This is a genomic window from Rhodococcus sp. NPDC127593 (genome assembly GCF_042671975.1).
Classification (GTDB): domain Bacteria; phylum Actinomycetota; class Actinomycetes; order Mycobacteriales; family Mycobacteriaceae; genus Rhodococcus_F.
Map to the genome: position 1 here is coordinate 1 of NZ_JBHXWI010000060.1, position 26,000 is coordinate 26,000.

The following is a 26,000-nucleotide window of genomic DNA, read 5'->3' on the forward strand; positions in this document are numbered from 1 at the left end:
CCTTGCTGACCATCAGGTGGCGGACGGAGAAGCCGACGGTGGAGTGGACGGTGTCGATGGCCCAGGTTCCGGCGGTGAGGTTGGGCAGGGTGGCGATGGCGGTGGTCATGAAAACTCCTTGGGTTGGCGAACGGGCACTCGAATCGAGGTAATTGAATCTGCAACTATTACCTTAGAGCGAAGTGGTTGCGAAGTCAACTAAATTCTGCGAAACGCAGGTGAACTGCGGTGTTACTGCTTCGGCCGGACCGGATGGCGGCTGACGATGGAGATCCGGTTGAAGGCGTTCATGGTGACGGCGATCCAGCTCACCGTGGAGATCTCCTGCTCGGACAGGAACCGCCGTGCGAAGGCGTAGTCGGCCTCCTGGGTATGCGCGTCCGGGAGGGTGGTGATCGATTCGGCCAGGGTGAGCGCCGCGACCTCACGGTCGGAGAACAGCGTCGTCTCCCGCCAGGCGGGCAGAACCGCGAGGCGCTGCTGGGTCTCGCCGGCCGCGAGCGCCGCGGCGACATGGACGTCCAGGCAGTACGCGCAGCGGTTGATCTGGGAGACGCGCACGTTGATCAACTCGACGAATCGCCGGTCCATCCCGGCCTCGATGGTCGCGTGACGGATGGCCTTGGCGACGCCGATCTGCGCCTGATAGACGGCCGGACTCTGCTTGTCGATGTGGACGTAATCGTTCTCGGGTGACGTGCTGCTCATGGCCGACCTTTCCGGGCTCAGGGGTTTTCCAGCAGGTGGGAGCGCATTTCGCTGAAGTCGTGACCGAGGATGCCGACGTCGCGGGGGCTGAGCAGGTCGAACATGTTGCGGCGCACCTCCGTCACATGTCCGGGGCTGGCGGCGGCGAGCTTCTCGACGCCGGCATCGGTCAGCTCGGCCAGTGTTCCGCGCTTGTCGTCTTCGCATTCGACGCGGCGCACCCAGCCGGTGTCGACCAGCCGGCTGATCGCCCTGGTCACGCCGCTGCGGGTGGTGGTGACCGCGTCGGCGAGTTCACGCATCCGCAGTTGCCGCTGCGGCGCCTCCGACAACACGACGAGAAGTTCGAAGTCCGTGAACGAGATGCCGGCGTCGTGGGTGAGCTGCCGATCGAGCGCCTGCAGGAGGAGGCGGGAGGCGTCCAGATAGGCGCGCCAGGTGTTCTGTTCGTCGGCACTGAGCCATCGGGTCGGTTCCACGGCACCAGCATAGCCCAAGTAGTTGACAGCGCAACGACTTGCTGTAGTCTGAAGTTAGTTGAAAGCGCAATCACTGCGCTCCGCGGAGAGGGGCAGGGCAATGAGCACCACAGACGAGCAGGAGCGGTCGCAGAGGTTCGCGGAACACCGCGACCGGATCCGCGCCGAGCATCTGAAGCCGGTGTCGTCGCGGCCCGCGTCCTCGGCCCGCGGACTCCATCACACCGCACTGATCAGCAGTGACGTCGAGCGCACCGTCCGGTTCTATCAGGACCTGCTCGAGTTTCCGCTGACCGAGCTGATCGAGAACCGGGACTACGCCGGGTCGTCGCACTTCTTCTTCGACATCGGCAACGGCAATCTGCTGGCGTTCTTCGACTTCCCGGGCCTCGACATCGGCCCGTACCAGGAAGTCCTCGGCGGACTCCACCACATCGCGATCAGCGTCGAACCCGACCGGTGGGACCACCTGCGCACGAAACTGATCGACGCCGGCGTCGAACTCGTCGAACACAGTGCGGTGTCGATGTACTTCCGCGACCCCGACGGAGCCCGCCTCGAACTCATCGCCGACCCGCTCGGCGAAATGTACGGCTCACACGTTCTGTGAGAACCCTGACTCTGGGAACCCTGGCTCTGAGAAACCCGGAAAGGATTCGCTCATGACTGCCGCCATCACCCCGCCCCGCTTCGATGTCCGCCGAGCCGACGACCGGTTCAAGACCGACATCGGCTGGCTGGATTCCAAGCATTCCTTCTCGTTCAGCAGCCACTACGACCCGGCCAACACCCATCACGGGGTGCTCATGGTCAACAACGACGACATCGTCATCCCGGGTCAGGGCTTCGACACCCACCCCCACCAGGACATGGAGATCGTCACCTGGGTGCTCCAGGGTTCACTGGTGCACCAGGATTCGATGGGCCACTCCGGCGTCATCTACCCCGGACTGGCCCAGCGCATGAGCGCGGGAACCGGAATCCTGCACTCGGAGAAGAACGACTCGTGGCGACTGGACGGCGTCACCGGTGAGCACGCCGACGAGCACACCGATCCGGTCCATTTCATCCAGATGTGGGTCGTGCCCGACGAAGCCGGCATCACACCCGGTTACGAGCAACTCGAAATCGACCACGAGTTGCTCGCCGGGGGATTGGTGCCCGTCGCGTCGGGCATGCCGCACTACGCGGACCACTCGGCGATCCGGATCAAGAACAAGTACGCCGCAATGCATGTCGCACGCCTGCAGCCGGGGCAGGCGCCGATCACCCTGCCCGACGCCCCGTTCCTTCATGTGTTCGTCGCGCGCGGCGAGGCGTCGATGGAAGGCGTCGGCATCCTCGCCGAGGGTGATGCCGTCCGGCTCAGCGGTGGCGGTGGCCAGCAGGTGACCACCGACACCGGCGCCGAGATCATCGTATGGGAAATGCACGCGACGATCGCCGGATGACGCGAGCCGCGGGGCAGGTGCGGGTGTAGGTCCCGGACCGAAGGAGTTCCGTGGTATCTCCCAATCGGAGTTCGCATTCGCTGCCTGCCGGCACGGTCAGGTTCAGGGTGAACAGGTCGTTGGTGATCGTCCAGCGCACCGCGATGTTGCCGTAGGGACTGCAGTGCTCGGCGTGGGCAGCATTGATGTCCCCGCCGGGGCGCGGATCGACGACGAATCGGCGATAGCCGACGGTGTCGGCGCCGGTGGTCTCGGCCGGGCGCAGGCCTGCGACGAATTGGTGGAGAAACGAGATGACCGCGCCCTTGGCGTAGTGATTCAGTGAGGCGGTGGCGCGGCCGTTCTCGTCGACCCCGTCCCACCGCTCCCAGATGGTGGTGGCCCCGCGGTCGATCATCTCCATCCAGGACGGGTTACCCGTGGACAAAAGGACCCGGTAGGCGGTGTCGAGGTGCCCGTTGCGCGCGAGTGCGGGCAGCAGCATTCCGGTGGCCAGGAAACCGGTGCCGAGGTGATAGTCGTTGTCGGCGAGCAACTGTGCGAGTTCGTCGGCGAACCGCCCGCGCCCCTCGGCCGGAACGAGGTCGAACTCCAGGGCGCGGACATAGTTCGCCTGGGTCGGGTGGGTCAGAGTGCCGTCCGGCGCGATGAATTCACGCTGCCAGGCGTGGACGGCTCCCGCGGCGATCGCGGCGAAACGGCACGCATCCCGGTCGCGACCGAGTACGCCGGCGATCTGCGCGAGCAGTCCGGCCGACCGCGCAAGGTACGCCGTGGCGACCACACTGTGATCGCGGGTGGGGTCGGGGGCGGGAATCTCGTCGGGTTCGAGCCATTCTCCCCAGTGAAAACCGGTATCCCACAAATACTTTTCGTGATCATCCGGTGTGGGGCGCACCAGTGCGCGGTCGGGATGGCGGTGGTCCCGGGCCGAGCCGGCGGCCAGCTCGACCCACCGCGTCATGGAATCATACTGGCGTTGCAGGACTTCGACATCGCCGTACAGTCGCCACAGCTGCCACGGGACGATGACGGCGGCGTCGCCCCAACCGGCCGAGCCGTTGGCGATGTCGGCGAAATGGTTACCCGACGGCCGGTTGCCTGCCGGGTTGGGCACGATGTTGGGTACCGTGCCGTCCGGCCACTGGTCGGCGGCGAGATCACGCAGCCATTTGTCGCTGAAACCCGCGACATCGTGTGTGAAGGAGGCTGTTTCGACGTAGATCTGCCAGTCGCCGGTGAAGCCCGACCGCTCGCGCTGGGGGCAGTCGGTCGGGACGTCGCAGGCGTTGCCGCGGAAACTCCACACCGCAGCAGTGTGGAGTTTCTCGAGGCGATCGTTGTCGCACCCGAAACTCCCCACCTCTTCCAGGTCGGTGTGCACGACGGCGGCGGTGATCGAGTCGGCCCGCGGTTTCGTCGTGGGCCCGTCGATTTGGACGTAGCGGAACCCATGAGTGGTGTGGCGCGGCTCGAATGTCTCGCAGGGGCGCCCGGACGACACGACGTGGTCGACCTGACCGGCAGGCAAACTGGTGCCGGTCGCGAACTCGAAGGCACGCAGATGATCCGTGTCGACGCTCCCGTCGGCGGCCAGAGACTCGCCATGGGTGAGGGTCACGTGCGTGGCGCCGAGGTCGGCCGCGGTCACCCATCCGTTGACGTTCTGTCCGAAATCCACGACGTACGTCCCGGGTCTAGGCTCGGTGACGGCCACCGCCGCCAGGGTTTCGATCCGGCGCACCGGGGGCGCCACGCCGGTCGTCAACCGGGCACGATCGTCGTAGAGTCCACCGCGAACGACCACGGCGGGGTGGTGTATCTCGCCGGCGGGCACCCGGCGCAGATCCACCCGCTGGCCGTCCATCAGGTCGGCGGCGTCGATCTCACTCGGTGCGCTGGTCCAGCCGTCGCCGGTACCGAAGCGCTCCGACGTGCCGTCCGAATATCGGACGTGCAGTTCCGCGAGCGCGGCAACCCGATCACCGAAACCGTCGCCGTGGCGCTCGAACCCGTGACGGCCACGGAACCACCCGTCGCTCAGCAGGATTCCGAGTTCGTTCTGCCCCGGGCGCAGCAGGTCGGTGACGTCGAAATGCTGCACCTGCAGGTGCGTTCGGTAGGAGGTGAAGCCGGGGGTCAGCTCGTGATCACCGACCCGGACATCGTTGACGAAGAACTCGTAGATGCCGTGAGCGGTCGCGAAGAGCGAGGCCTGGGTGATCTCCGCCCGCGGTCGCCAGGAGGCGCGCAACCGGTATGCGGGACGGTGACCGAGCGGGGGAACGTCCGGCTCGTACGGTTCGATCCAGTCGGCCGCTGTGAGGTCGCCGCCGTGCAGGAGACCGGTGACCCACGGAGCGGGCTCGGACCAGTCGCGCGGTCCGAGATCCGTCCAGCACCGCACCTGCCAGGTGCGTTCCTCGCCTGCGGTCGGCACCGGATGCGTTGCAGTCCAGGGTCGCACGAGGACGTGGTCGCGTTCCTCGATGACGTCGGTGGTGAACAGGGTGCGCGACGTGCGGCCGGAGATGCCCGCGACCCGGATCTGGTACGCCAGCTGACCGGTGCTTCCGGTGGGCAGCCGCCAGGACAGTCGCGGGTGGGTCGTGCCGCAGGGTTCCCCGGGGCGGAGGTTGTCGAGACGCAGGTGTGTCGGTGTCGTCATCGGATCGACCGCACGAAGAGAACGGCTGCGCCGGCGACAGCGGCGCAGGCCGCCAGGACGCAGAACAGAAGCGCATAGTTGTTGCCGGTGAGCGGAAGGAGCACGGCGCCGATGATCGGGACGACGGCGTACGGGAGTGTGGCCGCCACCTGGTACACACTCATCGCCTTGGCCGTCTGCCGGACGTCGGGAATGACCGTGGCGGCGATCGCGATGTCGACTGTGAGGTAGCACGCCTGACCGATCGTGAAGGCGACGAAGGCCAGCAGGAACCCGCTGACGTGCGGGTTCACGGCCACGTAGACGAGCGCACCGCCGGTGAGGAACGACGCGACCGCGACGAAGGCCTTGCGCCGGCCCAGCTTGTCGGAGAGGAATCCTGCGAGCAGGAACGACACGATCGAGATGGGGGTGGTGACGGCGGTGGCGTGGGCGTATTCGGCGGCCGCGTCCTTGATGCTCAGTCCGGCCGCGTCGACCAGGAAGTAGGTCGCGTAGGTGGTGAGCCCGACCATCGCGAGCCCGAACAGAAACCGGCTGATCCAGTTGAGTGCGAAGTCCGCATGCCGGATCGGGTTGATCCAATAGCTCGACGCGAACTCGCGAAAGCTATAGGGCTGCAGCGTTTCCGGATCTACACCCGAGTCGGCGCCTCGGATGACCACGGCGACGACGGACAGGCACACGACGGCGGTAATGCCGGGGATTACCATCATCGGCACCGGGTGGTCGGCGAGGCGGCTCCCGAGCGTGACGCCGGCGAGAACGGCGAACGCCGTGACGAAGCCGATCATGCCCGACAGCCGGGCGCGCAGATGGTCGGGGACGAAGTCGGGGATGAGCGCGACGAACCCGGCCAGCGCCGCGGAGTAACCCAGTTGTGCGAGTGCCCAGCCCGCGGCGATCGCCGCGACGTTCGTCGCCAGCGCGATCGCGGTGAGACCGGCCAACGCGACGAGAGCACCGCCGATCAGCCACGGGGTGCGCCGGCCGAGCCGGCTGGTCGTGCGATCGGACAGGGATCCGAACAGCGGTATCGAGGCGAGTGCGACGAGGGCGCCGATCAGCACGACCGTAGACAGCCCGAGTGTCTTGCCCTCGGCGTCCACGCCGAAGATGCGGATCGACAGCGTGATGATCGTCGGGGTCAGACTGCCGAAGTACACCCCGAATGCGCCGACGACCAGGGCGGGGACGACGTAGCGGGGTCGCGGCGCGGTGACCGCGGACGGGTGGCCGAGCTGTGCGGGGGACGGGTGTGTGGAGCGAACGGTAGCCATCGGCGTTCCGCCTTCCGTGAAGTGAAGATCCGCGCGGCGAGGTGGGGCGCAGCGGACATCGCAATGTGATGCACAGCACCGTACACGAAAACCGGGTGTATCCGGTTTTCAATTCGAGAATCGTGCTGTCGTATCGTGGCGACATGGGAAAACGGGCGCGTGGCAGCTACTCGGTGGGCATCGAGCGGCGCACGCGAATCGTGGAGGCGGCCGCCGGGCGATTCTCGGCGGAGGGGTACCACGCGACCACCATGGCCAGCATCGCCGCCGATGCGGGAATCAGCGACAGCGGTCTGCTGCACCACTTTCCGACGAAGAAGCACCTGCTTCTGGCCGTTGCGCAGTACCGCCTCGACACGTCGGCCGAGTGGTGGGACACCCTCCCCGCCGAGGCGTCGGGTCTCGCGACCCTCGATGCGATGGTCGACGCGGCGCGGCGACTCGTCGGACAGCCCGGTCTCATCGAACTGTTCGTGCTGGTGAGCGCGGAGGCGGCCGATCCGAGCAGTCCCGCCCACGCCGTCTTCGCGCAGCGCTATGACGGCGCCGTCGAGGCCCTCGCGGCTCGGCTGCGTCAGGGGGTGCGCCGAGACGGGCTGCCGGCATCGCTGGACTTCCCGGCGCTCGCGCGTGAATGCATTGCGGTGAGCGACGGCCTGCAGTTGCAGTGGGTGCTCAGCGACGGGGCCGTCGACATCGTCGAGGGTGTCCGCGGACATGCCGCGCGGCTGACTGCCGCGCTGACCGGCGCGGCGGAGGAAGAATCCGGGTCTTCCGTTCGGGTTGCCGAAGCTGCTACTGTGCCCGACAGGCAGTGACCTAAGGAAGGGCCTTACAACCGCGCGAGCGGCGACCCAGGCCCGGGTCCTGCATCCGAAGGAGTTCAATCCCTTGGACACGGCTTCGACCGTCGTCCGCCGATCCACCGTCGAGTACGCCCCCGATCTGCTACTCGATCTCGTCCGCCCCGCCGAAGCAGAGCATCCCTTGCCTGCGATCGTGTGGGTACACGGAGGTGGTTGGCGGCTTCAAGACCGCACTGCATGCCCAGATCTGGTGCAACACTTCGCAGAACACGGCTACGTCATGGTCAGCATCGACTACCGCCTGGCGCCCGAGACCGGCCACCCCGGCCAGCTCTTCGATGTCCGGCGGGCGGTGCGCTGGCTGCGCGCCAACGCCGCGGACCACGGCATCGACCCCGACCGGATCGGTGTGTGGGGATCGTCGGCCGGCGGGCACCTCGCCGCGCTGACCGGAGTGCACTCGGCCACAACACGATTGCCCGGGGAAGAACCCACGACCGTCGCCAGCTCGGTGCAGGCCGTCGTCGACGGTTACGGGCCCGCCGACCTGCCCGGCCTCGTCGACCTCTGCGCGAAACGGACACCGGGGGAGGACGCTTCCCCGGAAGCGTCGTTGCTCGGCGGCGCGATCCGGGACCGACTGGACGCGGCGCGATCCGCGAGCCCCGCGCTGCAGGTGGCGCCCGGAGCACCGCCGTTTCTGGTCATGCACGGTCTCGGCGACAATCTGGTGCCGTTCACGCAGAGCGTGGCGTTGTTCGACGCGCTCGTCGCTCACGGCAACGACGCCATTCTCTACCTGATCGAGGGCTTCGGCACGGGTTCTTCAACCCGGGCCACGTCCTCGAACTCGGCCCCGACCAGACCCTCGACCAAGGGCATCTCGAACGAGATCCGCAGGCGCAGGCCTCGACCCGCGCGGTGAGCGACTTCGGCCGCGCACTGACCGAGAGGTACCCCTCCGCCTCGTTCGCTGCGGTCGAAGCCTTCTTCTCGCACACACTGAAACCAGGAACATCCACACCATGACTACTTTCGACATTCCCGTCCTCGACGAGGTCCACGCTGCCGCTCCGCAACTCGACACCCTCCCCGGCCGCTGCGTGCCCTACGCCATGGCCGCCGGTGAAGGCGAGCGCCATGAACTCGGCGGGCAACTGATCACCGTCGTCGCCCGGCCGGAGGACACCGGCGGGCAGTTCGGTGCCGCATACGTGTACGGCGGCAAGGGAACCGAAACGCCGTTCCTCGCCCACGATCGCGAGCACCGCTTCCTGTACGTCACCGACGGACGGCTGCAGATCTGGTTGCCCGGGGAATCGCACCTGCTCGTGCCCGGCGACTCGGTCACCGTCCCGGCCGGCACGCCGTACGCCTACCGCATGCTCGCGCACCGGACACGGTTCCTGAGCTGGCTCACCGTCGGCGACGGGCACCGGTGGTCGCAAGCCATCGGTCAGGCCACCCAATCGCACGTCTTCGACGCCGAGGCGGCGCCGCTGTCGGACGCGCGGCAATCCGAACTCGCGGACCAGTTCGGTGTCCGGTTCCACGATCTCGAGAAGTCGGACCTGCCTGCGGTGACCGGCACGGCGTTGCCCGCCGCGGAGTCCCCCTACGTGCTGATGGCGGGCGAAGGCGACCGCTGGGCGAGTCTCGACCAGTTGAACACCTACCTTGCACGGCCCCGGAACACCGGCGGCACGTATTTCGCGATGCACACCATGGGTGGCAAGAGTTCGTACATTCCCCGTCACTTCCACCGCGAGCACACCGAGAACTTCTTTTGCATCGAGGGACGAATTCTCCTGCACGCCAACGGCCGGGAGATCATGCTGACCAAAGGCGACTTCCTCCATGCGCCTGCCGGAACGATCCACAGTTTCGCGTGCGACGGCCACGACACACAGATGCTCGGCCTGCTGACCACCGGCGTGTTCGAGAAGTTCTTCGAGTACATGAACGTCCCGACGGACGCGCACGTGCACACCGAGGGCGGCGACATGCAGTTCCCGGCCGACGGGTTCGCGCGGGCGCGTGCCGAGCTGGACCTCGAGGTCGTCGGTCCGCCGCCGGCACGAGGCGACGGACGGTGAGACCCGCCCGGCGCGCACGCCGCCGGAGCGGCTGAGCTCTACACTCGAGCCATGGCGATCCAGAGCACCGTCACCCGGGCAGAGTCCCTGGTCGCCCATATCCAGGACCGTATCGCCGCGGGTGAACTCGCGCCCGGTGATCGGGTGGGCACCCGCAAGGAACTCCAGGCGGAGTCGGGGATGGCCCGCGGAACGGTCATCGAGGCCGTCCGGCTCCTGCAGGATCGGGGAGTCATCACCGTCCGGCCCGGGCCCGGCGGTGGCCTGTTCGTCGCCGAACCGTCCTCGGTGGTCCGGCTCGGCCGCACCCTGCTGACCGTCGAGGGAGACGCAGCGGGAGTCGCTGACGCCATCGCCGTCCGGGAAGAGTTGGAACCCCTCGTGACGGAGCTGGCCGCCCGTCACCGGACCGAGGCCGACGTCGCCGACCTGCGGCACGTGATGACCGTCCTCGAGGACTCGGCCGGCGACCCCGAGGCGTTCATCCGCACCGTGTGGGATCTGCACCGCCGGATCGTGGCGATCAGCCCCAACCAGGTATTGCGCGAAACCTATCTGAGCCTCGAAACCTATGTGGAGCAGCACGCGACGCGCGCGAGCCGCGAACGAAGCGCCACCAACAGCGAGTACTTCGCGCGACGGATCGACGTGCACCGCGCGCTGGTCGATGCCATCGAGTCCGGCGACCCGGCCCGTGCCCGCGCGGCCGCGCAGGCGCACGCTCACTGAGTAAGCACTTCTCGAAGCCCTTTCTCGAACCTCGTGCTTGACAGGGGCCAGTGGTCTGTGGCTACCATCACACATAACGGTTATAACCGTTTATCGGAAGAGTCGATCCTTCCCCCACTGACCAGGAGTGTTCCGCATGAATTTCTCCACGTCCTCGCCCGGCGGCCGCGGCAGAGTGCTCGTGCCCGTCCTCTGCTGGGCTGCCCTCCTCAGCGACGGATACGACCTGTTCGTCTACGGCGCCACCCTGCCCGCCCTGATCGGGCACGCCCCGTGGTTCATCACCGCCGGGGCGGCAGGCACCGTGGGCAGCGCCGCCCTGGTCGGTGTCCTCATCGGCTCGCTGACCGCCGGGACACTCACCGACATCCTGGGCCGCCGCCGCCTGTTCCTCGCGTGCCTGACGCTCTTCTCGACGGCAACCCTGGTCACCGCGGTCGCCCCGACCTTCGAGATCTTCGCCGCGACCCGGCTGGTGGCCGGCCTGGGGATCGGCGGGTTGATGCCCACCGCCATCGCGATGGCGGCGGAGTTCGCGTCCCCGGCCTACCGTTCCCGGATCCTCGGCATGGTGCTTACCGGACCGGCGTTCGGCGGCGTCCTCGCGTCGACGGCGTCTCTGCTGCTGCTCGAGGAGTTCGGGTTCCGCCCGGTTTACGCGCTCGGAGCGGTTCCGCTGATCACGTTGCTGCCGTTGGCGTTCGCGTTTCTGCCGGAGTCGCGGGCGTTCGCCGTCGAATCCTCCGGGGACCGGGCGTCGAAGTCGCCGGTCGCCAAGCTGTTCGGCGACGGGATGGGGCGGGCGACGGTCGGCATCTGGTTCGTCGCTATCTGCAGCATGCTCACCATGTTCGGGGTGACCACCTGGTTGCCGCAGATCATGCGCAATGCCGGCTACCCGATCGGTTCGGCGGTGACGTTCCTGCTCGTCTACAGCGCCGGCGCCATCGTCGGGACGCTGCTCGCCTCCGTGCTGGCCGAACGGTTCGGGCCCAAACCGCTGGTCCTGACCGGGTTCACCACGGCCGCAGTCTCTCTCGCGCTGCTGGGTACGCACCCGCCGACCGCCGTCCTGATGCTGCTGGTGGCGCTGGCCGGATTCGGCGGCCTCGGCACCCAGAACATGCTCAACGATCACATCGCGACGTTCTACCCGGCCCGGTTCCGGGCAACCGGACTCGGATGGGCACTCGGGATCGGACGGGCGGGCGCGATCGCGGGCCCCACGTACGGCGCGTTCTTCGTCGCCGGTGGCGGAGCCGTCATCGTCAGCTCACTGGCGTTCGCCGTGCCCGCGCTGATCGGCGGTGTTGTGATGGCGACCCTCCCGAGACGCCCCCGCACCACACCCGCCGACGCGGACAACCGCCTCGAAGTGGCAACCCCGCGCAGCACCGAAATTTCCCGCTAGAACTCGCCACCGAAGGGTGGCGGACGAAAAGGATGAAATAGATGAAGATTGTCGGTTACCGCAAGAAGGATCAGGACGCCGTGACCGTGGGTGTCCTCCGAGACGGCTTCGTGCGACCGCTCGCCCCACTCGAGGAATTCTGGAGCGACGCCGCCGCCTGGGTGGCACGGGCGGAACACCTCGAGGCGCCCGAGGTCGACGTCACGCTCGTGAGCGTGGTGCCGCCGGTTCCCGACTCCGCCCGCGTCATCTGCGTCGGCCTCAACTACAAGGCCCACGCCGCCGAGGGCGGCTTCACCCCGCCGCCCTACCCGACGCTGTTCGGGCGGTGGACGCCGTCGCTGAGCGTCGACGGAGCCCCGACGCCGGTGCCGGCGAACGAGGCAGGCCTGGACTGGGAGGGTGAGGTGGCCGCGTTCATCGGCACCCGGCTCGAAAGCGTCGACGCGGCCACCGGCCAGGCCGGAGTGCTCGGCTACGCCTGCTTCAACGACCTCACCGCCCGCAAGGCACAGAAGCTGACGGCGCAATGGACGCTCGGCAAGAACGGCGACCGGTCCGGACCCCTGGGCCCGCTGGTTCCCGCCGGTGAGGTCGGGGATCTGTCCGACGGTCTGCGGGTGCAGACCCGCGTCAACGGAACGGTCGTGCAGGACGGCAACACCCGGGACCTGATCTTCTCGGTCGGCGAGATCATCGCCCTCATCAGTGAGACGTTCACCCTGCACCCCGGCGACATCATCGCCACCGGCACCCCGGAGGGCGTCGGCTACGTGCGGAACCCGCCGTGGCTGCTCGGGCCCGGCGATATCGTCGAGGTGGAGATCGACAAGCTCGGCGTCCTGCGGACCCCGATCGTCGATGCCAGCGGAAGGAAGGGCGCATGACCGACGTCGCGTCCGGTGTCGACCGGACACCGGTACTGATCGCCGGCGGCGGCCCGTCCGGACTCGCGGCCGCGCTCGAACTCGCCCACCACGGGGTGGCGAGCCTGGTCGTCGAAGCGAGGGTCGACGTCGATGCCGAACGCCCCCGCGCCAAGACCACCAACGCCCGCACCATGACGCACCTGCGGCGGTGGGGACTGGCCGACGAGGTGCGTGCCGCGTCGCCTCTTCCCGTCGAGTGGGCGCAGGACATCGTGTTCTGCTCGACTCTGCTGGGCCACGAGATCACCCGGTTCGAGAACGGCTTCCAGCTCGATGTCGCCACCCCGACACTGGCGCCCGAACGCGGCCAGCAGGCACCACAACCCGTCGTGGAAACCGTGCTGCGGGCGGCGGTGCAGCGCAGCGAACTCGCCACCCTGCAGCTCGGCGCCCGAGTCGCGTAGCTCGAGGAACTCCCCGACGGCACCGTCCGTGCCACGGTGGAGGGGCCGGGGCAGACCCGAACGGTCGTGGCCGACTACGTCCTCGGGTGTGACGGCGGCTCGAGCGTCGTGCGCGAGTCCATCGGCGCCCGGTTCGAGGGCACGTCCGGCGAGCGCCCCAACCTCAGCATCCTGTTCCGTGCGCCGGGCCTGGCCGAGCGGGTGCCGTTCGACGGTGCCGTCCACCACTGGGTGATGGCGCCCGGGGCGGCGGGCATCGTGGGCCGGCTCGATCTGGCGGACACCTGGTGGGCGATCGTGCAGGGCGTCGACGTCCGGGACGGGGAGATCGACGCCACCGCGCTCGTGCACAGCCTGATCGGCGAGCCGGTCCCGGTCGAGATCATCGCCACCGACCCGTGGGTGGCACGAATGTTGCTGTCCGACAGCTACCGCAAGGGTCGGGTGTTCCTCGTCGGCGACGCCGCTCATCTCAATCCGCCGTGGGGCGGGCACGGGTACAACACGTGCATCGGTGACGCCGTCAACATCGCGTGGAAGATCGCGGCGACGCTGCGCGGCTGGGCCGGGCCGCAGCTGCTCGACAGTTACGAAGCCGAACGCCGGCCCGTCGCCGCCCGCACCATCGACCAAGCCGGAGCGCAGGAAAGGGCTCTGGCGCACCACTTCTCCACCGTCGAGATCGGCCAGGACGGTCCGGCAGCGGAGAAGGCGCGCCGCCGTACCGCAGAGGCGCTCGCCGTGAAGAAGAGCGAATTCCACTCGCTCGGACTCGTTCTCGGCTACGCGTACACCGACTCACCCGTCGTCGTTCCCGACGGATCGCCGCCGCCGGCGGAAGATCCCGTCGAGTACGTGGCCACCGCGTGCCCCGGAGCGCTACTGCCGCACGCGTGGTTGGGCGACGATCGTTCGCTCTACGACGCGCTCGGCCCGGAATACACCCTCGTCGTGCTGGACGCCGTGGGATCCGCGCGGCACACCGCCGAACTCGACGCGCTGACGGCGAAGGCAGCGGAACTCGCCGTCCCTCTGACGGTTCTGCGGCTGTCCGACACCGGGGGAACTCTCGGCAGTCTCCTCGGCGCCCCCTTCGTCCTCGTCCGACCCGACCAGCACGTGGCGTGGCGGGGCGGCGACCTCGCGAGCGCCGAGAAGGCGATCGACATCGCGGCGGGATGGTGACGAAACCTCCCCTCGCCGAACGCTCCACCTCCACACTCGAGAAGGAAGATTCACGTGTCTGCTCTCCATGAGGCGCCCCAGACGGCGACCAAGCTGCTCGTGACCGCCATGGGTTTGATCGATACGTTCGACCCCCAGCAGCGGGCGACCGCGATCATCGACGACTTCGACGATCCGCGGCGGCTGAACTGGGACATCATCCCCAAGCCGGACCGCACCGGCATCCCGCTCCACCAGCTGGACCGTCACCAGAAGGTGCTGGTGTGGGATCTGATCCGGTCGGCCGTGCCGCTGCGCACCTTCACGAAGGTGCTGTCGATTCCGCAACTCGAGCACGTGCTCCGGGACTACGAGCAGGATTTCCTCGGACCGGCACTGCAGACCTGGCGCACGTCGGATTCGTACTTCCTGACGTTCTTCGGCCGGCCGGGATTCGAGGACACCTGGACGATGCGTTTCCTCGGTCACCACGTCTGCCTCAACCTGACGATCGTCGACGAGCGGTGGATCTCCGCCACTCCGGTCGCGCTGGGCGCGCAGCCCACCGAGTACGACGGGGTACTCAAACCGCTCGCCGACGACGAGGGCCTGGCCTTCGATCTGCTGGCCTCCCTGGACGACGAGCAGCGCGGCCACGCCGTCATCCACGACGTCGCACCGGCTGACTTCGTGACCCGTCAGGTGCCGCGGATCGGGGCCTACGAGTACCCGGACCACTACGACCTCGGCATGCCCGGCTACACCATCACCGACGCCGACCGGGTCGCCCTGAAGTTCGTCCGCGACCGGCCCTCGGGCATCAGCGGCGCGAAATTGTCCGGTGACCAGCAGCAAGTGCTGCTGGGACTCGTGGATTGCTACCTCGAACGACTGCCCGAGGAAGCCGGCGAACGCCACCGGCGGGCGCTGCGAGACGGGGGCATCGACCGGGTGTTCTTCGCGTGGGCCGGTGCGCAGAAGCGCGGCGCTCCGCACTACTTCCGCGTCCACACCGACCGATACCTGATCGAAGCGGTCAACGCCGTCGGCGGTGGAAATCACCTGCACACCGTGCTGCGGGACTTCGACAACGACTTCGGACACGACCTGCTCGCACTCCACGCCGGGACCGACTCGAAGTGGGGCGGCGGGCACCTGAGCAGCCGGACGGTGTCGAGCGAACAGTCCGATCCGCAACTCGAACCCTGAGTGCCACCCGGCCCCGCACATCGCTGTGCGGGGCCGACTCCGGCTTGCCCTGGAGTGTGAGACTCGTCAAGTTTGTCCATTTCGGTTTCCCTGTTGCCTGATCAGTGGCGACACTGGTGAAGCAGACATTTAACGTGGACGAAACAATGAGGTGGATTGTGTTGGGGCGCTCGAAGGCAACCGTGGTGTACTCGGTGTCGGGTCGACCGTCCAACCCGTTCGCTCGACCGGTCGATCGCTTCGCGGCCACCCTGAAATCCGTCATCGTCACACTCGCGGGTCTCGCGATCGTGCTCGCCGCCGTGATCGGCACCTGGGAATACCACCAGGCGAGTGCGCGGGCCGCGCAACAACGCGCCACCACGACCCTCGTCGAGGCCGTCACCAGCACCGACGCCCCCGTCACCCTGTCGCCCCGCGGCTCGGTCCGGACCACTCCGATGGTGAAGGCGACGTGGGCGTGGGGCTCGGAGTCCCGCACCGACAGCATCGAGGTTCCCTCGGGGACCCCGGCGGGCACCGCGAAGACCATCGCCGTCGGCGACGACGGAAGCTGGGCCGGCCCGCGGATCACGACCTCCGACGTCGTCAGCGCCGCGGTCGCGGCAGTGCTCATCACCCTCGCCGCGAGCGCGCTGCTGCTGGGTGCGGTGTGGGCGATGTGTGCCCGCTCCGTCGAACGCCGCCGCCAGCAGTACTGGGACGAGAGCATCCGCAGGCTGTTCGCGACCTACAGTCGCTGATCCTTCCTCCCTGTAGGCCCGGTTCGGCACGGCCTCGTACCTCACCTCAGGCGGATGTGAATCCGCTTCGGACGACACCCGATCGCGCTGTCCGGTGTCGGTTTCGGTGGCCGCACTCCGGGCTATTCAGGTGATGCCGAGGAAAGGTGGGAGCCATGTCCGACAGGGATGCTTCTATATTCGAGAGCGAACGCGAGCTCGACGAACAGTCCGTCCGTAACGCTCAACGGACCGTCGCCCACCACTCGATCGATGCCGAAGACTGCCGGATGCTGCTCGCTGCACTCGGCATCCCCCTCGTGCGCGATCACGACAACGAGTCACTCTCCGGCACAGCCGGTGCCGAATCCGTGTGAGCCGTTCACAGCCACTCCACAGCGAAGCTCGAGGGTGCCCGCACCGGTGACCGCTTGTATGGGATGTAACCCGAACAGCCCACGGAGAGGTCCTCATGACGAACAGCCCCCGTCACCACGCCGACGAAGTGCACGAGCACGATCGCGGCCTCAGTCACGACCTGAAATCGATGTTGTCGCGTCGCCGCGCATTGTTCGTGTTCGGCGCGGCGGGTGCGACCGCGCTGGCCGCGTGCTCGACGGCGGGATCCACGGCGTCGTCGTCCTCGTCGTCCTCGTCGTCCTCGTCGTCGACGGAGGCGGCAGGGACCACGGCGGAGACGGTGAGCGACGGCACGTGCGTGGCGGCGGCGCCGCAGGAAACGGCCGGACCATATCCCGGCGACGGATCCAACGGGCCGAACGTGCTGGTCGAGTCGGGGATCGTGCGTCAAGACATCCGCAGCAGCTTCGGTGCGTACTCCGGGACGGCGGAGGGTGTCGCGACGACCATCGAACTGAACCTGCAGGACCTGACGAAGGACTGCGCGGCCGGCGCAGGAATGGCCGTCTACCTGTGGCACTGCGACCGGGACGGCGAGTACTCGCTCTACGGCCAGGGCATCACCGAGCAGAACTACCTGCGCGGCGTTCAGGTGGCGGACTCCGCGGGCAAGGTGTCGTTCACGTCGATCTTCCCGGCCTGCTACTCGGGACGCTGGCCGCACATTCACTTCGAGGTGTTCGACTCGCTGGAATCTGCGGTGGCGGGCGAGGACGCCCGGTTGACGTCTCAGATCGCAGTGCCGCAGGACGCGTGCACCACGGTCTTCGCCTACGACAGCGGCTACGCGAACAGTGTCGGTAATCTATCGAAGGTTTCCCTGGACTCGGACAACGTGTTCGGGGACGGCTGGGATGCCGAGTTGGCGACCGTGTCGGGCGAACCTGCCACCGGTATGACGATCGCGATCACGATCGGTGTCGCGGAGAAGTCGGCGAACGCGCAGTCCGCGCCGAGCAGTCCCGGTGGGGGTGGCGGACAGCCGCCCAACGGGGCGCCCGGCCGGTAGCCGTCGCGGGTCGGTTCCGTCGTCCGTCAGCTGACGTGCCACCCGGGTGGTCTGTCGAGTTCGTTCCATTCACGGGTCAGCTGAGCCTGCTGGCGGCGGGACGCAATCCAGTGGACGACGAGGAACAGGACGCAGTAGCCGCCGGTCGCGGTCACCCAGATCCCGCACGCGACGCTGACCGCCGTGGCGGCGTTCTGCGATCCGGTCTCCGGTGCGGAGACGAGACCGCCGTTCGGGTCGAGCCAGACGGTGACGGTCTGGCCGGCCTTCGCGCCCGATTCGGTGGGAACGTCGGCGGTGCGTGTCTGCCCGTTCGCCGACCACTGCACCCGTGCGTGGGCTTGATACTGGGGTGAGGCGGGCAGGGGTTCTCCTGCGCTCCCGGTGCGGGAATCCTCGACGAGTGTGGCGGGTGTCGGGTGCTGGGTGGCGAGTTCGGCCTGGGTCTGCCGGTCCAGTCGCGAGTACGTCTCGGTTCCGACGGCCGCGGCCAGCGGAACCATCAAGAGCACGAAGGCCACCCCGATGAGAACCATCACCGATCGGAGCCGGTCGCATCCCCGCATGAGTGGGTTGCGGCTCCATGGACCCAGACGCCACAGGCGTATCGGCGCTGCACACGTTTGGCTCATCGCGCACCTCCGGTGGTTGCCCACCACCATTGTGCAACCGAAACGCCTGCACGTGTAGGGCCTTCTGGCAGGTGTTCGTGCGCGGCCGGTGTGGCCGGGTCAGACGCTTCGCGACAGATCTCGATCCGGGCCGTCACGCACCGATGCCGGCGAAGGCTTCGGTCAGTGCCTCGATCCCCGCCCGGACCGTGGGGCGGTCGTTGTCGGCGCGGCGGAGCGCGTAGATCTCGCGCTCGAGTGTGGGACGCACCGGGACGATCGCCACGTTGTCCGGCACCCAGACGCGGGCCAGGCGTGGCACGAGAGCGGCGGCGAGTCCGTGCGCGACGAATTCGAGTTGAGCCGCGAATTCGGGCACTTCGTACCTGATATCCGGTTCGACGCCGCGGTTGCGCAACGTCTGCACCAGCCAGGTGTGGTACACCGCGCCCTTCTTCCACGTCGTCCACGGCATGTCCGCGATCTCGTCGAGATCGACGTGGTCGCGCGATGCCAGCGGATGGTCCCGGGACAGTGCGACGTCGGCCGAGTCCCGGTGCACCAGGGTGTGCACTGCGTCCTCGGGCAGGTGCAGCGGCATCGTGACCCAGCTGTCGACGACGGCGAGGTCGAGTTCCCGGCGCACGATCGCCGGTATGAGGTCCTCGGTCTCGCCGGCGAAGAAGCTGACCCCGAGCTGCGGGTGGCGCGTGCGCAGCGTCGCCACGGCGGTCGGCACGACCACCCTGCCCGCGGACGAGAAGGACCCGATTCGCAGTTCTCCCACCACATCGCGGTCGAGGGAGACGACCTCGGATTCGGCCTGCGCCAGAATCGATATCACTTCCTGCCCGCGACGGGCCAGGAGCCGGCCCGCATCGGTGAGCTGAACGCCGCGGCCCGCGGGCACCAGGAGTTCGACGCCGACCTCCCGTTCGAACTTGCCGAGTTGCTGCGAGACCCCGGACGGCGTCACGTGCAGGGCGCGGGCTGCGGCGCCGATCGATCCGTGTTCGGCGACAGCACATAGCGCGCGAAGGCGATCGACACTCAACATAGTAGTAATACTACTGCTTTCATGACACGACTATTCACTTGTTGTAATGGTTGGGGCCTCGGAGAATTCTCGGTGTGACTACCGCCCTCCGTTTACGCCCCCGTGCCCTCGTCAGCCCCTCGTTCAACGTCGCGTCCATGGATCCGCGACTGCTGGTTCTGGCGGGTGCGGTGGCGACGTCGCTGACCGGCAGTCTCATCAAATTGTCCGGGGTGGAGCCGGCCACGTCGACGTTCTTCCGGTGTGTGCTGGCGCTGCCCATCCTCGGACTCCTTGCCCTGCAGGAGTTTCGGCGATACGGCGGGATCCCGCGGCGGGTGATCGCGGCCCAGGTGCTCGGCGGGATGATGCTCGGCGTCGACTTCGCACTGTGGGCGCGATCCATCCACCTGATCGGCGCCGGCATCTCCACCGTCGTCGTCAACGTGCAAGTCGTCGTCGTGCCCCTGCTCGCGTGGGTCTTCTTCCGCGCGCGGGTGCCGGTCCGGTTCGTCGTGGCCGTTCCCTTCCTGTTCGCCGGTGTCGCTCTCGCCGGCGGAATCCTCGGCGGCAGCGGCGAGGGCGACCAGCTGTTCCTCGGAACTCTGCTGTCGCTGGCGGCGGGCGTGGCCTACGGGATCTACATCTTCGTCATCGGCCGCGCCGGGTCCGCACACCGGGCGTCGTCGCAGGTGTTCGTGTCGACGATCGCCGCGGGCGTCGTCGGGACCGCAGTGGGATCACTGTGGGGGACGGTGGACCTCACGCCGGGATGGCCCGCGCTGGGGTGGTTGGCGGCACTGTCGCTGAGCAGCCAGGTACTCGGCTGGGTCCTCATCGGATTCGCCCTGCCGAGGCTCGCCGCCGAGGTGGGCGCCACGTTGCTGCTGCTCCAGCCGGTCCTGGCGATGCTGTTCTCCATCGTGATCGTGCACGAGCGTCCCAGCATCGGTCAGTTCGCCGGCTGCGCGCTGGTCGTCGCCGCGGTGTGGATGGTCACCCACGTGAGACCGGCGGACCGTCGCCCGGTGCCGACCTGCGAGGCCGTGCGGCCAGGCGTGTGAGCAGGTCCGCGCGGTGCGCCTCGTCGGTGGCCAGCCCGATCGCCGTCCAGGCCATCGCCAAGCCGCCGTCGAGGACCGCGCGGTCCGCGTGGGCGGTGACGCCGTAGCGGGTGAACTCGGGGTTGTGCATGATCGTGTCGCCGCAGTCGTACCCGACGGTGGGGTGGATCGTGGGTACGAGGTGGGAGACGTTGCCCATGTCGGTGGAACCCTGCCGGGTGGGGGTGCCGTCGTCGACGGTGCGTCCGAGCGCTGTGACGGCGTCGCGGTAGATCCCGCACAGCGCAAGGTCCTGGCGCAGATCGGCGTAGTCGTTGCCGACGGCCTCGAGGGCGAGTTCGGCGCCGGTGGCGAGGGCGCCGGCCTGGAAGCAGGCGCGGATCCGGGCCTGGAGTTCGGTGAGATCCTCGGCGGACTCCGCCCGGCAATCGTAGGCGGCCGTGGTGCGCCCGGGGATGACGTTGGGCGCTTCACCGCCCGAGGTCACGATGCCGTGGACGACACCGCCGGGCAGCATCTGCTGCCGGTAGGCGCTGATCGCGACCTGGGCGATCATCATCGCGTCGGCGGCGTTGACGCCGCGGTGCGCCATCGCCGCGGCGTGGGACGGCCGCCCGGTGTAGGTGACGTTCCAGCTGCCGATGGCCAGCGAACCCATGCCGACGCCGTCGGTCGGTGCGGCGTGCACCATCATGGCGGCGGCGACATCGTCGAAGGCGCCCGCGTCGAGCATGTCGACCTTGCCGCCGCCGTACTCCTCGGCCGGGGTGCCGAGGAGTTTGACCTGAATCCCGAGGTCGTCGGCGAACGGCGCGAGGGCGAGCGCTGCAGTCACCGCCGAGGCGCCGTTGACGTTGTGTCCGCAGGCATGCCCGATCCCGGGCAGTGCGTCGTACTCGGCGGTGATCGCGACGACGAGTTCGCCGCGTCCGGCGGTGGCGCAGAACGCCGTCGGCAGGTCGTACGCTCCGCGGGTCACCTCGAATCCGGCGCGCTCGACGAGGTCGGCGATCTTGCGTGCCGAGCGGAATTCCTCGTAGGCGAGTTCGGGTTCGGCGTGCAGGCTGTGGCTCAAACCGATGACATCGTCTCGGCGGTCGGTGACGACGGCGCGGGCGTGCTCGCGGATGTTCTGGATTCCGGTGGTCATGGGTTCCTTCGAGAGTGGTGGGAAGACAACAGATGTCAGGCGGAAATGGCGGTGCGGCGCAGGAACAGCGCGGCACCGGCACCGGCCATCGACACCAAAGTGGTGGTCGTCCAGATCGCCGCGTACGCCGAGAACGTCGGGAGCGGCGACCCGGCGGGCGTCGCCGCCGCAGTGAAGGACAGCACGCAGGCGGCGCCGAGCGAACCACCGATGTTGATCAGCAGCTCGTTGATGCCCGAGCCGACCGCCGCCTGGTCGTGCGGTACCGATTCGACGGCCAGCGAGCGTGTGGACTGCTGAAGCAGGCCGGCACCGACGGACGAGACCACACCGACGAGCAGGTACGGCGCGAGGGAACTGTGGAATGCCAGGTTGCCGAGGTAGCCGGCTGCCATGATCAACGAGCCGAGGACGAGTGTCGCGCGGTCACCGATCCGCTCGGCGAGCGTGGGCGCGCACACCGCGGCGATCGCGACTGCGGCCATGCTCGGGAGCATCGCGAACGCGATGTGCAGTGGGGCCAGACCGAGGCCGTACCCGAACTGCTCGCGCGGGGTTGCGAGGAAGATGGCGTTGGCGACCTGCAGGCCGATCAGGCAGAACGAGAACGTGACCGCGACGAGTGAGACGACGGTGACGTTGCGGTGGCGGAACAGTCGCACGTCGATCATCGGCGCGTCGGACCGCAACTCGACCCATGTCCACAGCGCGACGACGAGCACGCCACCGGCCAGGCACCCCACGGTCCGCGCGGAGGTCCATTCCCAGCCGGGCATGCCGCCCTGACCGAGGCCGAGCAGGACCGCGACGAGCCCGACGCAGAGCAGCAGTCCGCCACGGAGGTCGAGGTGACCGCCGGGCCGGTGCTCGGATTCGGGCAGCAGCGGCCACGTGGCGAGCAGCACGAGGCTGACGGCGACCGCCGGCACCCACAGCGCCGCCGTGGGGGCGTCCACGTGCTGGGCGACGAAGCCGCTGGCCACCATGCCGACCCCGATCCCGCTGAGCAGTGCCGCGACCATGAAGCCGATGCCCCGACGGCTCTCGGCGTCACCGCTGCGGTTGCGCAGGATGCCGACCAGGAGTGGGAAGAAGCCGGCGAACGCACCCTGCAGGACCTGCCCGAGGAGAAGGACACCGAACGACTGTGCCGTCCCGACGAGCAGTGACCCGAGCAGGACGATCGCGAGATTCCACCGGAGGATCCGCCGGTGCCCGTACAGGTCGCCCATCCGGGAGAGCACCGGGGTGAAGGCCACACTGGCCAGCAGGTTGGCGATGCTGATCCAGTTGAGATCCGCCGCGGTCACGTGCAATACCTCGGTGAGACTGCGCAGGACCGGGGAGAGGAAGCCCTGGGTGATTCCGCTGGTGAGTTCCACCAGGACGACGGAGACGATGATGGCCGCCCCCGGTGTCGTCCGAACGTGGGAGCCGACCGCGGAAGCGGTCGACGTGTCTGCTCGAGTCATACTTGTGCACCTTTGCTCGGACGGAATCCGCGGCGGATTCTGCACATGAATTTCCGCCAGAGGCCGATAATCAGGCAACAGTCCGGCGAGAAATAGGCTGGATCTGGCACAGTGGCGGGCCCTCTGGTGGATTCCGGCTCGAGGAGGATCGGAATGGCGGAAACAGACGGGTCGTCGACGGTGTTCGACACACTCGATCGCGCGATCGTGCAGGTTCTCGCACGTGATCTACGGGCGTCGTTCGCCGACGTGGGTGCCCGTCTCGGGTGTCACGAGCGCACGGTCGCGCGGCGTCTCGAACGGATGACCGAGACCGGTGCCGTTCGCTTCACTGCGGGCCTCATCCCGGAATACCTGGGCGAGGGGTTGTCGGTCGACCTCGCTGTCCGGTGCGCCCCCGGCCGACTCGACGACGTGGCGGTGGCCCTCGCGGGACTGCCCGAGACCCGCGCGGTCGAGGTGACGACCGGTGGCCTGCAGATCCACGTCGAAGCCACGGTCGCCGACAACGATGCGCTCCTGGTCCTCATCGACGGCTCCATCGGCAGGCTCGGCGGCGTCCTCGACGTGCATTCCGCCGTGATCCTGCAGTTGCTGCTCACCGCCGCGGACTGGGCGCCGTTCGACAGCGAGCCCACGGCGATTCGCCGGTTCGCCGCAGAGGGGGTGCCGCTTCCCGAGCCGATCGACGTGGACGACCTGGACCGCCTTCTGGCCGACCTTCTACGGCGCGATCCCCGGATGCCGATGAGCAGGCTCGCCAAGGAACTCAACGTCGGTGAGTCGACCGCCCGCCGGAGGCTGGCGCGTCTGAAAAGCTCGCACGTCCTGCATCTGCGCCTGTTCGTCGATCCGGCACAATTCGGATTCACCGTGGAGGCGCGCCTCGAACTCGAAGTCGAGCATCGTCACCTCGACGCAGCAGTGCGGCGGCTCGCGTCGGAACCGTGCGTCCGGCACCTGGTGACGACGACCGGCCGGAGCAATGTTCTCGGTTACTCGCGGCATCTCGACGCGCAGGACCTGTACGCCTTCACGGGCCGGGTGCTCGGCGGCATGGACGGCGTCCGGCAGGTGCAGACCGCGTTCGTCGTGCGCACCTACAAGTCGGCAGGTGTGCTGATGTGAATGCCGGGATTCCGGCCCGTCTGCTCAGGCGTTTCATCCCGTCCTCAGCGACTGTTCGTCGGCGGGTGGCTCGGGTGGGTGCTGTCTCTGCTTCGCCGTGTACAGCTCGCGGTCGGCCTGCCGATAGAGCCCGGTGAGGGGGTCGACGTCGCCGATGCACGACGCCGCGCCGAAGCTGAACGGGGTAGGGCTCTGCCGGGCGAGGTGCGCCATCACGCCGGGGAGCTCGGCGTGGTGATCGCCGACCATGCAGCTGACGAATTCGTCGCCGCCGACCCTGGCGAGGAGGGCACCGCGTGGCATGTGCTCGGCGAGATAGTTCGCGAGGTCGACGAGAACCGCATCGCCCACGGCGTGGCCGTAGTGATCGTTGGTCGACTTGAACTGGTCGACGTCGATGAGCACCAACGTCACGGCGACCTGCCCCGAGCCGGCGGTTTCGCGCGCATGCCGGAACGCGAGCTCGAAACCGGCGCGATTGAGCAGGGCTGTCAGTCCGTCGGTGCTGGCCGATTCGATCAGGGTCCGGGTGAGGGATCCGAACATTTCGGCCGCGCCGAGTACGCAGGTGATGGCCACGACGAGAACGGCGGCCTTCACGGTCACCGTGTCCACCTCGACCGGCACCAGCGTGAAGGCGGTGGGTGCGACGACGACTCCGACCACCATCAACCCGGTGAGGCATCCGACGAGGAGCCTCGACTGCCGTTTCGGATAGAACACGACGAAATACATCGCCAGGAACATCGCCGCGATCGCACAGAGCAGTTGGGCGACGGCGAGAACGAGGCCGGACATCACGATCGGTGTGGCGAGCAGTGTCGCCGCCGTACTGACCTGGTAGACCCGTCGACTCGGCCTGCGCCCGCCCCGGTACAGCACGACGAGTGCGAACACTCCGAGGAGGACGCCCGCCGAGCGAGCGGCGACGGTCTCCGGCCGGATCGACAACCCGACCATGGGAGGCAGGACGAACCCCGACAGGTGCAGCGCAGTCGTGATCCACAGGTAGCGGCGCAGGATGCGCGGCTGATAGTCCTGTAGGACCGTGTCGACGGACGAAGCAGCGAGGGGCCTCACTCTCGCAATTATCCAGGACCGCTCCCGGAAAGGGGCGGGTCTCTCGCGACCGCCCCTCCCGGGAGGGCGAGTCAGCTGGGCGTGGACGCGGGAATCGGCGCGGCGTTGTCGTGCCACGGCGGGGTGTGGATGCCCGCGCCGTCGTACATCGAGAGTCGAATCCCTGCGCCGTATCGGGCGATCTGGTCCCAGGGGCGGTTGAGGCCGAACGTGCCGTAGGTGCGGACCCGGGTCACGGCGTCGAGGTCGAGGGTGTCGACGAGGACTTCTTCTCCCGACCCTGCTTGCTGCCGGATGATGCCCTCGGGGTCGACGACGACGCTGGCACCGACTCCGGCCGGGTCGGCGCCGTTGACGTTGACGACGTAGACCTGGTTGGTCCATGCGTTGGCGCGGGAGCAGACGAGTTCCATCTCGCGGTCGCGGGTGGTGGTGAGGGTGGGTTGGATGATCACTTCCGCGCCGAGCCAGGCCAGTTGGCGGGCGGTCTCGGGGAACGAGCCGTCGTAGCAGATGGCCAAGCCGATCCGGCCGGTGCCGGGAATGTCGAAGACGACGAACTCGCTGCCGGGTGCGGTCTGCTCATACGGCTGCCAGGGGAAGACCTTGCGGTAGCGGGCCACGACCTCGCCGAGGGGCGACACGGCGACGGCGGTGTTGTAGACCTTGTCGTCGTCGCCGCGCTCGTAGAGACTTCCCGGCACCAGCCACAGGCCGGTCTCCTCGGCGAGTGCGCAGATCCGGTCGATGTGGGGGCCGGCGAGTGGCAGTGCCACCCGGTCCATCCAGTCGGCGCGGGCCTGCAGGAGGGGCGCCTCCGCGGCCAGCATGAGTTCGGGGACCACGACGAGCTCGACATGGGGGAACGTGTCGCGCACCGCGCGGACCTGATCGGCGAACCGCAGCCAGGTGGCCTCCACGTCGAACGGGATCGGGGCGGTCTGGATGGCGGCGATGGTCAGTGTGCGCATGGG

At 68.1% G+C, this 26,000-nt stretch carries 24 protein-coding genes and 1 pseudogene; 15 read left to right on the top strand and 10 right to left on the bottom strand.

What is annotated here, in order from left to right; all coding sequences use genetic code 11:
• Positions 1-231 precede the first annotated feature (231 nt).
• Both ACFVJ3_RS39170 and ACFVJ3_RS39175 read right to left on the bottom strand, forming a co-directional pair.
• On the bottom strand, positions 232-708 hold the full coding sequence (locus ACFVJ3_RS39170) for a carboxymuconolactone decarboxylase family protein (protein ID WP_378457178.1): 477 nt from the start codon (positions 706-708) through the stop codon (positions 232-234).
• A 17-nt stretch (positions 709-725) separates the two neighbouring features.
• Complete coding sequence (locus ACFVJ3_RS39175; RefSeq protein ID WP_378457179.1) at positions 726-1,187, bottom strand: MarR family winged helix-turn-helix transcriptional regulator; 462 nt, start codon at positions 1,185-1,187, stop codon at positions 726-728.
• A 100-nt stretch (positions 1,188-1,287) separates the two neighbouring features.
• Between ACFVJ3_RS39175 and ACFVJ3_RS39180 the strand changes: the two genes are divergently transcribed.
• Together ACFVJ3_RS39180 and ACFVJ3_RS39185 are read left to right on the top strand one after the other, a co-directional pair.
• Positions 1,288-1,797 carry a VOC family protein gene (locus ACFVJ3_RS39180; RefSeq protein ID WP_378457180.1) on the top strand — a complete coding sequence of 170 codons (510 nt, stop codon included), beginning with the start codon at positions 1,288-1,290 and terminating at the stop codon, positions 1,795-1,797.
• 52 nt (positions 1,798-1,849) lie between these two features.
• Positions 1,850-2,638 carry a pirin family protein gene (locus tag ACFVJ3_RS39185; RefSeq protein ID WP_378457181.1) on the top strand — a complete coding sequence of 263 codons (789 nt, stop codon included), beginning with the start codon at positions 1,850-1,852 and terminating at the stop codon, positions 2,636-2,638.
• On the opposite strand, the gene ACFVJ3_RS39190 is transcribed toward ACFVJ3_RS39185, so the two are convergent.
• Both ACFVJ3_RS39190 and ACFVJ3_RS39195 read right to left on the bottom strand, forming a co-directional pair.
• A complete protein-coding gene (locus ACFVJ3_RS39190; RefSeq protein ID WP_378457182.1) occupies positions 2,601-5,306 on the bottom strand; it encodes a family 78 glycoside hydrolase catalytic domain in 2,706 nt (901 codons plus the stop codon). The genes ACFVJ3_RS39185 and ACFVJ3_RS39190 overlap by 38 nt on opposite strands.
• Positions 5,303-6,586 (bottom strand): MFS transporter, encoded by a 1,284-nt coding sequence (locus tag ACFVJ3_RS39195; RefSeq protein WP_378457183.1) that lies wholly within the window; start codon positions 6,584-6,586, stop codon positions 5,303-5,305. Before ACFVJ3_RS39195 ends, ACFVJ3_RS39190 begins: the two co-directional genes overlap by 4 nt.
• Positions 6,587-6,729: 143 nt before the next feature.
• On the opposite strand from ACFVJ3_RS39195, the gene ACFVJ3_RS39200 reads away from it, so the two are divergent.
• From ACFVJ3_RS39200 to ACFVJ3_RS39250, 11 genes and pseudogenes are all read left to right on the top strand, one after another.
• Positions 6,730-7,404, top strand: a complete 675-nt coding sequence (locus ACFVJ3_RS39200) for a TetR/AcrR family transcriptional regulator (protein ID WP_378457184.1) — start codon at positions 6,730-6,732, stop codon at positions 7,402-7,404.
• Between the two features lie 73 nt (positions 7,405-7,477).
• A complete protein-coding gene (locus ACFVJ3_RS39205) occupies positions 7,478-8,317 on the top strand; it encodes an alpha/beta hydrolase fold domain-containing protein (RefSeq protein ID WP_378457185.1) in 840 nt (279 codons plus the stop codon).
• Between the two features lie 100 nt (positions 8,318-8,417).
• Positions 8,418-9,488, top strand: coding sequence for a quercetin 2,3-dioxygenase (locus ACFVJ3_RS39210; protein ID WP_378457186.1), 1,071 nt, complete (start codon positions 8,418-8,420; stop codon positions 9,486-9,488).
• Between the two features lie 51 nt (positions 9,489-9,539).
• Positions 9,540-10,217 carry a FadR/GntR family transcriptional regulator gene (locus ACFVJ3_RS39215; RefSeq protein WP_378457187.1) on the top strand — a complete coding sequence of 226 codons (678 nt, stop codon included), beginning with the start codon at positions 9,540-9,542 and terminating at the stop codon, positions 10,215-10,217.
• Positions 10,218-10,353: 136 nt separating this feature from the next.
• Positions 10,354-11,628: an MFS transporter gene (locus tag ACFVJ3_RS39220; protein ID WP_378457188.1), complete on the top strand. Its 1,275-nt coding sequence runs from the start codon at positions 10,354-10,356 to the stop codon at positions 11,626-11,628.
• Between the two features lie 41 nt (positions 11,629-11,669).
• Positions 11,670-12,515, top strand: coding sequence for a fumarylacetoacetate hydrolase family protein (locus tag ACFVJ3_RS39225; protein WP_378457189.1), 846 nt, complete (start codon positions 11,670-11,672; stop codon positions 12,513-12,515).
• Positions 12,512-14,146, top strand: a pseudogene (locus ACFVJ3_RS39230) (FAD-dependent oxidoreductase). Before ACFVJ3_RS39225 ends, ACFVJ3_RS39230 begins: the two are co-directional and overlap by 4 nt.
• Positions 14,147-14,200: 54 nt before the next feature.
• The gene (locus ACFVJ3_RS39235; protein WP_378457190.1) at positions 14,201-15,334 is read left to right on the top strand and encodes a DUF3500 domain-containing protein; all 1,134 of its coding nucleotides are present in this window, start codon (positions 14,201-14,203) and stop codon (positions 15,332-15,334) included.
• Positions 15,335-15,492: 158 nt separating this feature from the next.
• Positions 15,493-16,077, top strand: coding sequence for a hypothetical protein (locus ACFVJ3_RS39240; RefSeq protein ID WP_378457228.1), 585 nt, complete (start codon positions 15,493-15,495; stop codon positions 16,075-16,077).
• Positions 16,078-16,232: 155 nt separating this feature from the next.
• Positions 16,233-16,433 (top strand): hypothetical protein, encoded by a 201-nt coding sequence (locus ACFVJ3_RS39245; protein ID WP_378457191.1) that lies wholly within the window; start codon positions 16,233-16,235, stop codon positions 16,431-16,433.
• A 95-nt stretch (positions 16,434-16,528) separates the two neighbouring features.
• Positions 16,529-17,485, top strand: a complete 957-nt coding sequence (locus ACFVJ3_RS39250; protein ID WP_378457192.1) for a dioxygenase — start codon at positions 16,529-16,531, stop codon at positions 17,483-17,485.
• 26 nt (positions 17,486-17,511) lie between these two features.
• Here ACFVJ3_RS39250 and ACFVJ3_RS39255 read toward each other — a convergent pair whose 3' ends face one another.
• Both ACFVJ3_RS39255 and ACFVJ3_RS39260 read right to left on the bottom strand, forming a co-directional pair.
• Positions 17,512-18,021 (bottom strand): hypothetical protein, encoded by a 510-nt coding sequence (locus ACFVJ3_RS39255; protein WP_378457229.1) that lies wholly within the window; start codon positions 18,019-18,021, stop codon positions 17,512-17,514.
• A 229-nt stretch (positions 18,022-18,250) separates the two neighbouring features.
• Positions 18,251-19,153, bottom strand: coding sequence for a LysR family transcriptional regulator (locus ACFVJ3_RS39260; protein ID WP_378457193.1), 903 nt, complete (start codon positions 19,151-19,153; stop codon positions 18,251-18,253).
• Positions 19,154-19,227: 74 nt separating this feature from the next.
• Between ACFVJ3_RS39260 and ACFVJ3_RS39265 the strand changes: the two genes are divergently transcribed.
• On the top strand, positions 19,228-20,196 hold the full coding sequence (locus tag ACFVJ3_RS39265; protein WP_378457194.1) for a DMT family transporter: 969 nt from the start codon (positions 19,228-19,230) through the stop codon (positions 20,194-20,196).
• Here ACFVJ3_RS39265 and ACFVJ3_RS39270 read toward each other — a convergent pair.
• Positions 20,129-21,346 (bottom strand): M20 family metallopeptidase, encoded by a 1,218-nt coding sequence (locus tag ACFVJ3_RS39270; protein WP_378457195.1) that lies wholly within the window; start codon positions 21,344-21,346, stop codon positions 20,129-20,131. The genes ACFVJ3_RS39265 and ACFVJ3_RS39270 overlap by 68 nt on opposite strands.
• Before the next feature lie 35 nt (positions 21,347-21,381).
• A complete protein-coding gene (locus tag ACFVJ3_RS39275; RefSeq protein ID WP_378457196.1) occupies positions 21,382-22,818 on the bottom strand; it encodes an MFS transporter in 1,437 nt (478 codons plus the stop codon).
• Positions 22,819-22,971: 153 nt separating this feature from the next.
• Here ACFVJ3_RS39275 and ACFVJ3_RS39280 point away from each other — a divergent pair, with 153 nt between their 5' ends.
• Positions 22,972-23,946 carry an Lrp/AsnC family transcriptional regulator gene (locus ACFVJ3_RS39280; RefSeq protein ID WP_378457197.1) on the top strand — a complete coding sequence of 325 codons (975 nt, stop codon included), beginning with the start codon at positions 22,972-22,974 and terminating at the stop codon, positions 23,944-23,946.
• Positions 23,947-23,979: 33 nt separating this feature from the next.
• Here the strand turns inward: ACFVJ3_RS39280 and ACFVJ3_RS39285 are convergent, their stop codons facing one another.
• Complete coding sequence (locus tag ACFVJ3_RS39285) at positions 23,980-25,026, bottom strand: diguanylate cyclase domain-containing protein (RefSeq protein WP_378457198.1); 1,047 nt, start codon at positions 25,024-25,026, stop codon at positions 23,980-23,982.
• Positions 25,027-25,097: 71 nt separating this feature from the next.
• Positions 25,098-25,997, bottom strand: a complete 900-nt coding sequence (locus ACFVJ3_RS39290) for a carbon-nitrogen hydrolase family protein (RefSeq protein WP_378457199.1) — start codon at positions 25,995-25,997, stop codon at positions 25,098-25,100.
• Positions 25,998-26,000 lie beyond the last annotated feature (3 nt).

Coding starts and splice junctions, on each gene's coding strand:
- ACFVJ3_RS39170 (WP_378457178.1), bottom strand. CDS start 708: ATGAGCAGCACGTCACCCGAGAACGATTACGTCCACATCGACAAGCAG.
- ACFVJ3_RS39180 (WP_378457180.1), top strand. CDS start 1,288: ATGAGCACCACAGACGAGCAGGAGCGGTCGCAGAGGTTCGCGGAACAC.
- ACFVJ3_RS39185 (WP_378457181.1), top strand. CDS start 1,850: ATGACTGCCGCCATCACCCCGCCCCGCTTCGATGTCCGCCGAGCCGAC.
- ACFVJ3_RS39190 (WP_378457182.1), bottom strand. CDS start 5,306: ATGACGACACCGACACACCTGCGTCTCGACAACCTCCGCCCCGGGGAA.
- ACFVJ3_RS39195 (WP_378457183.1), bottom strand. CDS start 6,586: ATGGCTACCGTTCGCTCCACACACCCGTCCCCCGCACAGCTCGGCCAC.
- ACFVJ3_RS39200 (WP_378457184.1), top strand. CDS start 6,730: ATGGGAAAACGGGCGCGTGGCAGCTACTCGGTGGGCATCGAGCGGCGC.
- ACFVJ3_RS39210 (WP_378457186.1), top strand. CDS start 8,418: ATGACTACTTTCGACATTCCCGTCCTCGACGAGGTCCACGCTGCCGCT.
- ACFVJ3_RS39215 (WP_378457187.1), top strand. CDS start 9,540: ATGGCGATCCAGAGCACCGTCACCCGGGCAGAGTCCCTGGTCGCCCAT.
- ACFVJ3_RS39220 (WP_378457188.1), top strand. CDS start 10,354: ATGAATTTCTCCACGTCCTCGCCCGGCGGCCGCGGCAGAGTGCTCGTG.
- ACFVJ3_RS39225 (WP_378457189.1), top strand. CDS start 11,670: ATGAAGATTGTCGGTTACCGCAAGAAGGATCAGGACGCCGTGACCGTG.
- ACFVJ3_RS39245 (WP_378457191.1), top strand. CDS start 16,233: ATGTCCGACAGGGATGCTTCTATATTCGAGAGCGAACGCGAGCTCGAC.
- ACFVJ3_RS39250 (WP_378457192.1), top strand. CDS start 16,529: ATGACGAACAGCCCCCGTCACCACGCCGACGAAGTGCACGAGCACGAT.
- ACFVJ3_RS39255 (WP_378457229.1), bottom strand. CDS start 18,021: ATGGTTCTCATCGGGGTGGCCTTCGTGCTCTTGATGGTTCCGCTGGCC.
- ACFVJ3_RS39260 (WP_378457193.1), bottom strand. CDS start 19,153: ATGTTGAGTGTCGATCGCCTTCGCGCGCTATGTGCTGTCGCCGAACAC.
- ACFVJ3_RS39270 (WP_378457195.1), bottom strand. CDS start 21,346: ATGACCACCGGAATCCAGAACATCCGCGAGCACGCCCGCGCCGTCGTC.
- ACFVJ3_RS39275 (WP_378457196.1), bottom strand. CDS start 22,818: ATGACTCGAGCAGACACGTCGACCGCTTCCGCGGTCGGCTCCCACGTT.
- ACFVJ3_RS39280 (WP_378457197.1), top strand. CDS start 22,972: ATGGCGGAAACAGACGGGTCGTCGACGGTGTTCGACACACTCGATCGC.
- ACFVJ3_RS39290 (WP_378457199.1), bottom strand. CDS start 25,997: ATGCGCACACTGACCATCGCCGCCATCCAGACCGCCCCGATCCCGTTC.